The organism is Streptomyces sp. CNQ085, assembly GCF_022614595.1.
GTDB lineage: Bacteria > Actinomycetota > Actinomycetes > Streptomycetales > Streptomycetaceae > Streptomyces.
The window spans coordinates 1-11,574 of record NZ_JAJFAU010000151.1 but is presented as its reverse complement, the minus strand read 5'-3'; the positions used below and the strand labels follow the sequence as shown (position 1 = coordinate 11,574).

At 72.7% G+C, this 11,574-nt stretch carries 12 protein-coding genes and 2 pseudogenes; 5 read left to right on the top strand and 9 right to left on the bottom strand.

What is annotated here, in order from left to right; genetic code table 11:
* Positions 1-908, bottom strand: a 908-nt coding sequence (locus tag LJ221_RS20490) for a zf-HC2 domain-containing protein (RefSeq protein WP_241718194.1), incomplete at its 3' end; no start/stop codon positions are given.
* Positions 905-1,468, bottom strand: coding sequence for an RNA polymerase sigma factor (locus LJ221_RS20485; RefSeq protein ID WP_241718193.1), 564 nt, complete (start codon positions 1,466-1,468; stop codon positions 905-907). The genes LJ221_RS20485 and LJ221_RS20490, both read right to left, overlap by 4 nt.
* Before the next feature lie 336 nt (positions 1,469-1,804).
* Between LJ221_RS20485 and LJ221_RS20480 the strand changes: the two genes are divergently transcribed.
* Positions 1,805-2,179 carry an STAS domain-containing protein gene (locus LJ221_RS20480; protein WP_241718192.1) on the top strand — a complete coding sequence of 125 codons (375 nt, stop codon included), beginning with the start codon at positions 1,805-1,807 and terminating at the stop codon, positions 2,177-2,179.
* Between the two features lie 344 nt (positions 2,180-2,523).
* Positions 2,524-3,045, top strand: a complete 522-nt coding sequence (locus LJ221_RS20475) for an ATP-binding protein (RefSeq protein WP_241718191.1) — start codon at positions 2,524-2,526, stop codon at positions 3,043-3,045.
* Positions 3,046-3,331: 286 nt separating this feature from the next.
* Here LJ221_RS20475 and LJ221_RS20470 read toward each other — a convergent pair whose 3' ends face one another.
* From LJ221_RS20470 to LJ221_RS20445, 6 genes are all read right to left on the bottom strand, one after another.
* Positions 3,332-3,877 carry a hypothetical protein gene (locus tag LJ221_RS20470; RefSeq protein ID WP_241718190.1) on the bottom strand — a complete coding sequence of 182 codons (546 nt, stop codon included), beginning with the start codon at positions 3,875-3,877 and terminating at the stop codon, positions 3,332-3,334.
* A 473-nt stretch (positions 3,878-4,350) separates the two neighbouring features.
* On the bottom strand, positions 4,351-5,184 hold the full coding sequence (locus tag LJ221_RS20465) for a helix-turn-helix transcriptional regulator (RefSeq protein WP_241718189.1): 834 nt from the start codon (positions 5,182-5,184) through the stop codon (positions 4,351-4,353).
* Entirely contained in the window at positions 5,181-5,696 is a 516-nt protein-coding gene (locus LJ221_RS20460) for a DUF6879 family protein (RefSeq protein WP_241718188.1), read from the bottom strand. Before LJ221_RS20460 ends, LJ221_RS20465 begins: the two co-directional genes overlap by 4 nt.
* Positions 5,680-5,886, bottom strand: a complete 207-nt coding sequence (locus LJ221_RS20455) for a hypothetical protein (RefSeq protein ID WP_241718187.1) — start codon at positions 5,884-5,886, stop codon at positions 5,680-5,682. The genes LJ221_RS20460 and LJ221_RS20455 overlap by 17 nt, the downstream gene beginning before the upstream one ends.
* A 425-nt stretch (positions 5,887-6,311) precedes the next feature.
* Positions 6,312-7,454 (bottom strand): NAD(P)/FAD-dependent oxidoreductase, encoded by a 1,143-nt coding sequence (locus LJ221_RS20450; RefSeq protein ID WP_241718195.1) that lies wholly within the window; start codon positions 7,452-7,454, stop codon positions 6,312-6,314.
* Positions 7,455-7,707: 253 nt separating this feature from the next.
* On the bottom strand, positions 7,708-8,250 hold the full coding sequence (locus LJ221_RS20445) for a GNAT family N-acetyltransferase (protein WP_241718186.1): 543 nt from the start codon (positions 8,248-8,250) through the stop codon (positions 7,708-7,710).
* Positions 8,251-8,320: 70 nt separating this feature from the next.
* Between LJ221_RS20445 and LJ221_RS24030 the strand changes: the two are divergent.
* Positions 8,321-8,458 (top strand): annotated as a pseudogene (locus LJ221_RS24030) (LuxR family transcriptional regulator); the annotation flags it as partial.
* A 262-nt stretch (positions 8,459-8,720) separates the two neighbouring features.
* Here the strand turns inward: LJ221_RS24030 and LJ221_RS20430 are convergent.
* Entirely contained in the window at positions 8,721-9,368 is a 648-nt protein-coding gene (locus tag LJ221_RS20430; protein WP_241718185.1) for a TetR family transcriptional regulator, read from the bottom strand.
* Positions 9,369-9,496: 128 nt separating this feature from the next.
* On the opposite strand from LJ221_RS20430, the gene LJ221_RS20425 reads away from it, so the two are divergent.
* Positions 9,497-10,315 carry a VOC family protein gene (locus LJ221_RS20425; RefSeq protein WP_241718184.1) on the top strand — a complete coding sequence of 273 codons (819 nt, stop codon included), beginning with the start codon at positions 9,497-9,499 and terminating at the stop codon, positions 10,313-10,315.
* A 193-nt stretch (positions 10,316-10,508) separates the two neighbouring features.
* Positions 10,509-11,480, top strand: a pseudogene (locus LJ221_RS20420) (serine/threonine-protein kinase); the annotation flags it as partial.
* Positions 11,481-11,574: the final 94 nt, after the last annotated feature.

The following is an 11,574-nucleotide window of genomic DNA, read 5'->3' as shown; positions in this document are numbered from 1 at the left end:
AGCCGTGTCCGTGCCCGGCGGCTCCGCCGTGCGCTACCGCGCCGCGCCGCGATGGCCTCCGGGAGCCGCCGGACGGTGAAGTCGACCATGCGGGCCAGGTGTCCGGGCGCGGGCGGCTCGTACGGGTAGTCGACCGCCGTGGCGATGTCCTCCGCGTGGATCCAGCACGCGAACGCCCGCCCGGCCAGTGCGTCGTGCAGCGGACGCCGGAACTCGGCGAAGTCCACCGGCAGGCCGGCATCGTGGGCGCGCAGGGCCGCGGTGCGCACGATGTTCCGGGTCTGGGTGCGCCACTTGTTCCGCACGAACGGCGGCCCGTGCGCGCGGCACCGCTCGACCGCCGTCTCCGTGCGGTCGCCCACGGTGCGCGGGGCGCCGGGACCGAGGGGGTCGTCCAGTCCGAGCGCGGTGGCTACCAGGCCGTCCACCGAGCCGAGGTGGGCGAGGACCCCGCACAGCGTCAGCGTGCGCTCGCCCGTCGCCCAGCGCAGCAGGACCGGGGCACCCCACTCCGCCTCGCCCATGTCGCACAGCAGCGCGTCGAGCCGCGCGGTCTCCGCGTCGTAGGGCGCCACCCACTCCGGCCGCGGGGTGTCGGCCGGGCGCCGGCGCAGGCACTCGTCCAGTACCCGTGAGCGCAGCAGCGGGTCCGGATCCAGGCTCTCCTCACGGTGCATCAGCCCCACGGCGTCCCGCAGCCGCCGCGCCTCCTCGGCGCAGGGCGGGCACCGGGGCAGGTGCGCCTCGACGGCAGCGGTCTCCTCGGGCGAGCACACCGCCAGGGCCCATACGCCCAGCAGGGACTTCAGGGCGAGATGCTCGTCGGGCGGCGTGCCGGCCCCTCCGCCGTCCCCGCCGCCCCCCGGCGCCGACGCCGGTCCGGACTCCCGGTCTCCGGCGGGGCTCACGAGGCCTTCCCCGAGCCGTTCTCCGCGGCTGTGGAGAGCAGTTGCAGGCCAAGCCTCAGCCGCCGCCGCGCCTCGTCCTCGCTGACGCCCAGTTCGGCCGCGGCCTCGCGGTAGTCCCGGCGCCCGACGTACGCCAGCTCCAGGGCCGTCCGCAGCGGGCCGGGCATGGCGGTGACCATGCGGTCCGCGCGGGCGGCGGCGGACGCGGCGCGGATCCGCTCCTCCAGCCGGGCCCGCGACTCCGGGTCGAGGCGGCTCTCGTCCAGGCAGCGCAGCGCCCGCACCCGGGTGAGCTCGGTCAGCCACGAGCGCAGCGAGCCGTGCTCCGGCCGGTATGCCCCGGGGTCCGCCCAGACCTCGGCGAAGACCTCCGCCACGATGCGGTCCGCGGCGTCCTCGTCGTCCAGGAAGCGGTGGGCGAGGCCGCGCACCACGGACGCGTGCCCGTCGTACAGCTCGGCCAGCGCGGACTCCTCCCCCCGCACCAGCCGCCGTCGTATCCCGTGGTCCCGGTGAGGACGTGTCGTGCCGGATGTCCCGTCGGGCGTCTCGTTCGGCATCCTCCACCCCCAGCCTGCGCTCGTACCGAGCGTAGGGGGAGAAGCCGGCGGGAGGCCTCACCTTTGCGACGGGTGTGCTTCTCCACACGGTCGCACACGGTCGCGGGCCGGTCACTTCATGCGTCTTCGCGGTGATCGGAGAGGTTCGCTCCTGTCCGGATCCGGTGGGTGTTACGCGGGTGTGACCGGAAGTCGGGAGAGGCGGAGACCCGGTTCGGCATAGGGTCGAGGTCTACAGGTGTCGTGACGGTGTCCGGCGGGAGCGGCCGGTGAGAGGGAGGGGCGGGGAGAGGAAGCGTTCCGGTCGGTGTCGGCGGATGAAGGGACTGCGAGCACGTGTCGTTGAAGGTGATCGGGGAGGACCGGGGGGAGTGGGCCGTGCTGCGGGTGTCGGGTGAGCTGGATCTCGTCACCTCTCCCGTGGTCCGCCAGCATGTGCACGACGCCGTGGCCGACGGCCGCCGCAACCTCGTACTGGACCTGTCGCAGGTGCTGTTCTGCGACTCCAGCGGCGTCGGCGTCCTCATAGCCTCGCGCCGGCTGATGCGCTCGTGCGCGGGCCGCCTCCGGCTGATCCTCCCGGCCCAGGGTGCGGTGGACGGCTCCCACGTCAACCGGGTCCTCGCGGCGCTCGGCGTCCGCCGGCTCTTCGACTGCTACCCGGACCTGGACGCGGCGGCCGACGAAGCCGCCGACCCGCTCAGCGCCTGACCTCTCCCGCCCGCGCGGATACGGCGCCGCCATCACTTCCACGGCCCGAGCCGATCGAGGAAATCACGCGGAGGAGGAGCCGACGCCCCCGGGCGCGTCCGGTGGCACACCGCGGCGGACCCGCCTCGTTCCGGGGCCCGTGCCGCCCGCCGGGCTCGGATGTTCGACTCCCCGGTCCGGACGTCGCACAGTATGCGGTGCCACTACTCCTTTGCGCCGGAATATGCCTGAAGCGCTTGTTGCCGCGACGCCGCTTACAGCACTCTGTGCGGCACCAGGAGAACGGACAGTGTCCTCGCGTCGGCGTGAGGCCGTACGGACCCGGGCCATGGACGGTGTGAAGGGTGCAGATGCTTCAGGTGCGGCTGGAGGTCGGAAGCGACCCCGAGGAGGTGGGCAGAGCCCGCAGGTGGGCCCGGTCGAGACTGGCCGGATTCGGCCTGGAACCGGACGACTGCATGGTGGAGACGCTGGTGCTGCTGGTATCGGAACTGGTGACCAACGCAGTCGTCCACACCGGGCGTCCCGCTGTGCTGCGCATGCTCCTCTCCGGGTGCCTCGTGGCGGGGGGAGGGACGGTACGGATCGAGGTCGCCGACACCAGCAGCAGTCCCCCGCTGCGGCGGCCGGCCGAGGGCGAAGCCACCGGCGGTCGCGGCCTGGAACTGGTGGGCGGACTCGCCGACCGCTGGGGCTGGCTCAGGGAGGGCACGGGCAAGCGCATCTGGTGCGAACTGGACCGCGGCAGCGGCGCGTCGGCCGAGAGCGCGGACGCCCGGGGCACCGGGGACCCCGGAAGGGCCGCGGTCCGCACCGCCCCGCGGGACGCCCACGACGGACCGCGCGCCCAGCCGGTCCGCACCTGACACCGCGCCGCGCGGTCCGTGTCCGGCGGAACATCCAGCGCCGCCCGGAAACGCAGCCGGAGCGAGGCCGGGGCAAGGCCGCCATGCCGGAACCGGCCTCCACGGCCATCCGTTCCACCGGCGGATCGCCGCTCTCCAGCGGGTGCCGGGCGCGCTCGACCCGCTGCCGGGCGAGCCATCGGGGCCAACTCGTCCCGACCTCCTCGCGGAAACGGCGGGTGGAGGTCCGACGCTCATCGTCTCCCGGCCGGCCGGTGCCCTCGGTGTAAGGGCCGTTCCAGATCGCTCAGTGCCCGGGCGCACGTCCTGCCCGGGGCACGGGCCCCCGGTTCCGGGGAGGGGCGCCGCACGTACCGCGCCTGCCCGTCCTCGCCGTCTCCACGTCGCTCACCCCGTTGACGAGCACGGGCAGGGGCGCACCTCGGGCACTGGCGGCAAGGGCGTGTCCGAAGCACCCCGGCCACTCGCCCATCTCGGCCGGCGACGCCCACCGCACAGGTGGCAGGGTGCGCGTCCGGGAGGGCAGCCGCACCAGCATGCGGGCCCGTTCCTCCCTCACGACTCCCCCGTCCAACACGACATGCAGCGTGTCGGGCTCCCCGCCGGACCTCCCGCCCGGCGCGTGGTCGAGAGCCAGTACGCGGGCCAGACGCAGCACCAGGCCCGTCTGTCGCGCCAGCGCCAGCGCCCCCGCGTCGGGAATCGCCTCCCCTTCGGACACCTCGGCCCCCGGCAGCGACCATGTGCCTGTGGACGGATGCCTGACCGTGAGTACGCGTGGCGTGTCCGCGCCCTCGCAGAGCACCAGGACCGATACCCGAATCCGTCTCATCGTGATTCCTCCCGTGCCCCGTGAGGGGCGATCAACTGTTCGAGTGGTGTCGGATCTCCGCAGAGGCCGGCCCGGGAGCCCGTATCGCCGGCGCCGCGCTCCCTCCGGGACACCGAAGGCGGCGTCCGTGTCCGGACGCCGTGTGCTCCGGTGCCGCACGTGTCACAGGACCGTGCGCGTCATCGCCGCCGTGCCTCGCGCGGGTGGTTGCGTATCTCCGCGTCCGCCTCGGACGCCGCCGACACGTCGCCCCTGTCCTCCGCCGCGTGGCGCTGTTTCGCCAGCGCCGCGCACACGTCGCAGTCGGGAGCGGGGTCCGGGGGCGGAGATGGAAGCCGCGGATGCACGGCCCCCGACGTCGTCGGCCTCGCTGCGCTCATTCTGTGTTCCCTCCCATCGATTGTCCGTCCGGCGGAGATTTTCTCCCGACGGGAGGGGGGAATCCGCTTTCTATTCGCGTTGTGGATTAAAGATCAAGAACGGCAGGCGGCCGCCCACGCGGCCAGCTTTTCTCTGGCCGCGTCATCGAAGAGGGCGCTCTTTTCGTATCCGGAGAACTCGTCCAGATAACTTTGGACATCCCGGCCGTCGTGGAGGAAAAGACTGCCGGAGGTCGTCTCGATGGTGACCAGCGTCGAGTCGTAGACGGTGAAAGTGCTCAGCGGGACGCGCTGAGTGGGCTCGCCCACGGGGAGCACGCCGATGCGCACGTTCGGCAGATGGGAGAGGGAGGCCAGCCGATCCATCTGCTCGGCCAGGGCCGGCGGAGCGACGACGGGCCAGCGGACCGCCTGCTCGGTCAGTATGAAGGTGAACCGCTTGGCGGTGTCGTACAGGACCGCCTGTCTCTCCAGCTTTCCGGCCGCGGCCCTGCTCGTGTCCGCCGACGAGTGGGCAAGACTCGCCCGTACGTACTCCGGTGTGGCCAGCAGTCCGGTCACCATCGACAGCAGGAAGTACCGCATGTGGACCGAGGACGCCTCCAGGGCCTTCAGCTCCGCTTGCCTGGTTGCCAGCCCCTTGCGGCGCAGCTCCCGCAGGTTCCGCCACTCCGTGTTGGCCTGCCGGGCGAGTGCCGAGATCTCCTCGATCGCCTTGGGCGGCGCGTCGAGTGCTCTCAGGATCTGCCTGATGTCGACGAGAGAGGGCCGCACCTTGCCGCTCTCGATACGGCTGACCTTGGACTGGGACATGTTGCAGCGAGCGGCGAGCCGGACCCCGGAAAGCCCGGCCCGCTTGCGCAGGTCTCGGAGTAGCTTCGCCAGCTCCTGTCCGGATCGGCCGAGCTGTCCAGGATCGAATGTCACTCGCCCGCGTACTCCAGGAAGGGAACCGATTCGGCGACCGCGATGCGCTGATGTTCCAGGAACGGTGCGGGGTCGTCGTCGTATGTCTCCCGGCCGATCTGCGTTCCGTCCTCCCGGTATCTCATGAGTACGACTCTGGAGCGGTCGAACAGCCAGAAGTCCTGAACTCCCGGCAGGGGGTTGTCCCTGTCGGTGACATCGAGGATTCGGATGTCCTCGCCGGCCGCCACGTGCGGCGCGTAGTACCGGGAGAACTCGAAACGCAGATACTCGGAAAGCGGGCGGGTGACGATGTGGACGCGCCCCTTTTTCTTCCCCTCTCTCCGCAGCCGTTTCAGGTCTTCGGTGTACGGGGACGAGTAGGCGCGCGGGTCGACCCGTTTGCCCGCTCGGAAGGCGGCCAGCTCCTCCGCCTCCTGCGGCACGGTGTACCGCGGTAGTGTCTCGAGCCTCCATGCCTCCGACCGAAAACCTCGAAGAACCGCTCTCCAGTTCTCACCGTCCAAGAGCACGGACAGCCTCCAGGAAAACGCTTTCAGGAATCTCGACCAGCCCTTCCCCCCGTGGCGGCGTGAACGCGTCGGTCAGATATCCCTGCACGACGAGTGTTCCTCGCTCTGTGCGGTACACATTCGGACAGTCGTCCTCTCCGCACTCGCCGTTTCCGTTGCCGGTAAGCCGGGTCAGTTCCTCGCGTGCCATGCGAAACCCCCTGATCCGCAACCCCTGGCGGGCCGTTGGGCAAAACCGTATGAGGGGCCGCCGCACCGCGTCTATGCACAGACGCGACTATGCGCGTCTTCGCATGAAATAGTGGGACGATGGCCCGTCTCGGCGAGTGGAGAAGCGGAGTTTGGCCACCATGCGTCACTGATGTGCGACGCTGAGTATTCATTCGCTCCTTGTGATCGGCCCGGTCCCTCCCCGGGCCGGCGCCTGGCGGGCCGGACGCCCGAGCGGCTTCCAGCCGCCCTCTTCGAGCTCACCCCTGACAGTTTCGGTGCCTGTCGTCATCCGTGAGGGGGCGGTGGTCCTCGACGCGTAGGTGTGGCAGCCGGTCCGTCGAGCCGTTCGGGGAGGGCCGCGTATGCCGGTGAGGGCGTGCGGATTCGCCTGCGGCCGCTCCGTCACCCGGTCGTCGTGCGGGCCACGGCGCGGGCGATCCTCCGTGCGTCGATGGCCAGTTCGCGCAGCATGCCGCTGATGGGGTTGGTGTAGCCGGTGAAGTACAGGCCCGCGGCGGTCGGCAGGGTGCGGGGGCCGCGGGCGCGGGGCAGCCCTCGCTCGTCCAGCACGCCGAGGTGGCCCACCATCTCCTCCAGCCCGTGCCGGTAGCCGGTGGCCGCTATGACGGTGTCCGGGGTGACGGTGCTGCCGTCGGCGAGGGCGACCTCGGGTCCGTCGAAGGACTCCACCGCCGCCACCGGTTCTATCCGCCCCCGGCGCACGGCCTTGACGAAACCCGTGTCCTGCACGGGGATCGCGCCCTGCCGCACCCGGGTGTACAGGCCGGTCCCGGGGCGCGGCAGGCCGTGGCGCGTCAGGTCCGGCAGGGAGACCCTCGCCAGCCCCCGGGCCGCTGTGTCCACCAGGCGCACCGGCAGCCGCCGCACCGCGATGCCGGTGGCCTGCGCGGGCCAGCCCAGCGTGGAGCGGCGGACGATGTGGGGCGGGGTGCGCACCGCGAGCCGTACGCGCGCCGCGCCGCCCTCGGCCAGGTCCAGGGCTATCTCGGTGCCGGTGTTGCCGGTGCCGACGACCAGCACGTCCCGGCCTTCGTACGGCCGCGCGTCGCGGTAGGAGCGGGCGTGCAGCAGCTCGCCCCTGAACGAGTCGCGGCCGGGCCAGTCGGGTACGCGCGGGGTGTGGTTGTGACCGGTGGCCACCACGACCACCGGTGCGGCCAGCTCCCGGCCGCCGTTGGCCCGCAGCACCCAGCTGCCGTCGTCGGCCCGGTCGACGCGGTTGACCTCCACGCCCGCGGCGATCTCCAGCCCGTGGTGGATCGCGTACTCCTCCAGATAGCGCACCAGGCCGTCCCGGCGCACCCAGCGCCCGTACGAGCGCGGGATCGGCATGCCGGGCAGCGCGGAACGGCGGCGTGTGGTGTGCAGGCGCAGCCGGTGGTAGTGGCCGCGCCAGGAGGATCCGACGGAGTCGCCCCTCTCCAGCACGACGGACCGTATGCCGCGCTCCTTGAGCGCGGCGGCGGTCGCCAGCCCGCCGGGCCCTCCCCCGATGATGTGCACTGGTCTGCTGTCGTCGGACATGTGCATGCCGATGAGTCTATGCCCCGCTTCCTCCCCCGCGTGCCCGGCCCCCTGATGACCGGACGACACCGCGGTCCCGGCTTCCCGGACCGGGCCGGGGAAACCTGGTGCCGCGTCGGACGGGGTTCACCCCGCCCGACGATCCGGCGTGTACTTCCCCGTCCTCCGGCCGTCCCGCGCCCCCGCGCCCCCGCGCCCCTGGGGCCTCAGCGCCTGGGGGAGCCTCGCCACCGGGCAGCCCGACCGACTCGCACTAGAACGGCAGCGACAGCAGGCGCACCGGGCCGGGCGGCCAGTCGGCGCCCTCGCGCAGCGGCGTCCACATGGTGCGCATCGGCATGGTCACCGGCCCGTCGGGCTGCTCGACGCGGACGTGCTCCTCCAACTCCCGCCAGCCGAGCGCCTCGTAGACCGGCATCCGCTCCGGCCAGCAGAACAGCAGACCGAGGTCGGGGCCCATGCCGCGCGCGTGGTCCACCGCCGCGGTGACGACCGCCCGTGCCAGGCCCCTCCCGCGCAGCCCGGGAGCGACGATCACACCGCCCAGACCCACCGCCTCGGTACGCCGGCCCGCGACGGCCACCGGCACGGTCACCAGGCCCGCGTGCGCGACCAGGCGGCCCTCCCGCCGGATGCCGAAGTGCTCCTGCTTGGACTGCCACGCCATGACCAGGCCCTCGATCTCGAAGGGGTCGGGGACGCCCCCGCGGATCTCCTCCCGGTCGGCCCCGGCGAGCTCCGGCAGCCGTACCACCGCGTGCCGCTCCCCGTACGTCCTCGCGCTCGTTGTCGTCACGCACAGATCATGCTCCGGCGGGACGCCCGCCAATCCGGACAGCGAGCAGCGCGAGCCGCGCCTCGGGGAGGCCGGGGGCAGCCAGATCATCCGCGAACTGGGCGTCAGCCGCCGTACGTTCTTCCGCCGCATGGAGCTGCTGATGGCACAGGCCGGCGCGGGCAGCCGCTTCCAGCTCGCTCTCCAGGCCCAGCGGCGGGGCTGGTTGTGCGGCCCGGCGGTGCGCGGCCGCGGTGGCACGGAAGTGCACCGGGGCGCGGCGCCGCACGTGACGGGCGCCGCGGCGCTCCACGTGTCGGACAACCCGGACGCCACGCCCGAGGCGGTGGCCCGGGCGCTGCTGGACGCGTCGAGTCCCGGCCGGGTGGCGGGTCCGGGGGAGGGGTCGCCGAACAGGCTCCTCCACAGCCGCTTCTGACGCCCGCGGGCTTCCCGGGCGGCCCGGTGACAGGGGCCGGCCGCCCGGACGCCTACCGGCTGGGCTTGCGGCCGGTGACGCCCAGGTAGAGCAGATAGGCGAGGCTCGGCTTCAGATCGGACTTCTTGGCGCCCCAGCTCTGCGCGGCCTTCTGCTGGCCGGCCACGGAGGTGAGCATCGACACCAGCGAGCCCGCCACGGCCGTCGCGCTGATGTCGGGGTCCGTCTTGCCCTTGGACTGGAGCTTTCCGATGGAGTCGGCCAGCGGGCCGGTGATGCCGCCGAGGACCTTCGCGCGGATCTTGGAGAAACGTTTGTCTCCCTCCGCCGCGCCCAGATCCACCACTCGCAGGATCGCGTCGTTCTCCCGCCAGAAGGAGAGGAGGCCGTCCACCAGGTCCTCCGCCGTCCGCCATCCGGCCTTGCCCGTCCACGTGCGGTCGGTGGCCAGTTCGCTCAGTGAGGAGCTCTCCTTCGACATCTCCTCGGCCAGCTCCAGGACGGCTCCCTCCACGTCCGGGAAGTACTGGTAGAAGGTCGCGGGGGAGGTGCCCGCGCGCCGGGCGACATCGATCACGCGGACGTCGCGGTAGGGCGACGAGCTGAGCATCTCGTCGAGGCAGGTGAGCAGTTTCCGCCGCGTCTCCTGGCCACGTCGCCCGGCCACCCGACCGTCAACAGTTCGTACTTGTCCTGTCATGTCGTCAGCTTACCGAGGGATGATTCGCCCGCGATTCGACCGACCCCAAATGGGGTGTTCTACTGCGAGAGGGGTGATACACGGACGTGTTCGCCCGCCATGACGCAACCGTACGGAAGGAGCCGGAGATGACCGTTGCCGGTGGCGCCTTCACCGAGGGCACACCCTGCTGGACCGACGCGATGCTCCCCGATCCGGAGGCGGGCAAGCGCTTCTACGGCGAGCTGTTCGGCTGGACCTTCGGCGACCCGGCGCCACCCGGACGGCGCGGGCAGGGCTCCCGCACGGTCGCGCTGCTCGACGGCCGGCGGGTCGCGTCGCTCGTCCGCAAACCGGACGGCCGGCTGCCGACGGTGTGGACGGTCTACTTCGCCACCCCCGACGCCGCGGCGACCGCCCGGCGCATCCGGGCCGCGGGCGGGCAGCTCGTCACCGAGCCCGAGGCGGTCGGCGGGGAGGGTACGGCGGCCACCGCCGTCGATCCGGGCGGCGCGGTCTTCGGCCTGTGGCAGCCGGAGGCGCTGGAGGGCTTCGAGACAGTGCGCGAGCCCGGCTCGTACGTGTGGACGGAGGTGTGCACCCGGGAGAGGGAGCCGGTGGACGCCTTCTACCGGGAGGTTTTCGGCTACGGCATGTACCCGGCCGGTGACGGGAGCGTGGGGGAGGCGGCCGACGTCATGGTCTGGGCCCCGCGCGGGGAGCCCGCCGACGACGAGCACGCCGTCGGCAGCCGTACGATGATCGACGAGACGTATCCGGTGGAGATGCCCGCCCACTTCCTCGTCCACTTCGCGGTCGCCGACTGCGACGCGGTCGTCCGTACGGCCGTGCGCCTGGGCGGCCGCACGGTCGACGGCCCGCGGGACACCCCCTTCGGACGCCATGCCGTCCTCACCGACAACCAGGGCGCGCGCTTCGGAGTCCTGGACGCCCCCACCGCTCTCTGAGGCCGGACCCGGTGGGCAGCGGACCGGTCCCGGCCCGCTGCCCACCGGGTCCGGGGACGGGCGACTCACCGCCCCCGGGTTCGCAACCGAGGGCTTCGCCAGGAAGAATCGCTGTCGGACCGCGGGACCGGTACGGCGGTGGAAGGCTGCGCGGGGCGGCGATCGTCGACCCCGACGGGGAGGTGGCAGGCAAGTGGTGGAGCAGCTGACGCAGCACGATCCGCGGCGTATCGGCCCGTTCGAGGTGCTCGGGCGGCTGGGCGCCGGCGGCATGGGGCTGGTCTACCTCGCCCGTTCGGCCTCCGGGCGCCGGGTGGCGATCAAGACGGTGCGCACCGAGCTCGCCGAGGACCAGCTCTTCCGCGTCCGCTTCACCCGGGAGGTGGAGGCGGCCCGCGCCGTCAGCGGCTTCTACACCGCCGCCGTCGTGGACGCCGACCCGCGCGCCGCGGTGCCGTGGCTGGCGACCGCGTACGTGCCCGCGCCCTCCCTGGAGGAGATAGTCAACGAGTGCGGGCCGCTCCCGGCGCAGGCGGTGCGCTGGCTGGCCGCCGGCGTCGCCGAGGCGCTCCAGTCCATCCACGGGGCGGGTCTGGTCCACCGCGACCTGAAGCCCTCCAACGTGCTGGTGGTCGAGGACGGCCCGCGGGTGATCGACTTCGGCATCGCCTCAGGGGTGTCCAACACCCGGCTGACGATGACCAACGTCGCCGTCGGAACCCCCTCGTACATGTCGCCCGAGCAGGCGCGGGACTCGCGCAGCGTCACGGGCGCCAGCGATGTCTTCTCCCTCGGCTCCACCCTGGTCTTCGCCGCCACCGGTCATCCGCCTTTCCACGGGGCGAACCCCGTCGAGACCGTCTTCATGCTGCTGCGCGAGGGCCCGGACCTGGAGGGCCTGCCCGAGGAACTCGGACCGCTCATCGAGTCCTGCATGCGCGCCGAGCCCGACCAGCGGCCCACCCCGGCCGACCTCCAGGCGCGGCTCGCCCCGCACCTGTTCTCCTCCGGCGGCGACGACAGCGGCACGGCCTCCGCCTGGCTGCCGGGCGGCGCGGTGGCGCTGATCGAGCGGCACCGGGGCGGGCGGGCACGGTCCGCGCGGCCCGCCTCCAGGTCCCGGGCCCAGGCCCGCCCGGAGCCGGCGCCCCGGCACCGGGCGCCGTCGCTGACCCACACCGCCGGGTAGTCGCCCGTACTCTCCTGGATCTCGCACCCGTTGGCGTCCACGCGGGTGCCCGGGTCCCACACCGACAGGC

Bases quoted from the DNA above. Each gene is read 5' to 3' on its own strand.
- LJ221_RS20485 (WP_241718193.1), bottom strand. From the start codon at position 1,468: ATGCCGAACGAGACGCCCGACGGGACATCCGGCACGACACGTCCTCAC.
- LJ221_RS20430 (WP_241718185.1), bottom strand. From the start codon at position 9,368: ATGACAGGACAAGTACGAACTGTTGACGGTCGGGTGGCCGGGCGACGT.
- LJ221_RS20455 (WP_241718187.1), bottom strand. From the start codon at position 5,886: ATGGCACGCGAGGAACTGACCCGGCTTACCGGCAACGGAAACGGCGAG.
- LJ221_RS20425 (WP_241718184.1), top strand. From the start codon at position 9,497: ATGACCGTTGCCGGTGGCGCCTTCACCGAGGGCACACCCTGCTGGACC.
- LJ221_RS20470 (WP_241718190.1), bottom strand. From the start codon at position 3,877: ATGAGACGGATTCGGGTATCGGTCCTGGTGCTCTGCGAGGGCGCGGAC.
- LJ221_RS20450 (WP_241718195.1), bottom strand. From the start codon at position 7,454: ATGTCCGACGACAGCAGACCAGTGCACATCATCGGGGGAGGGCCCGGC.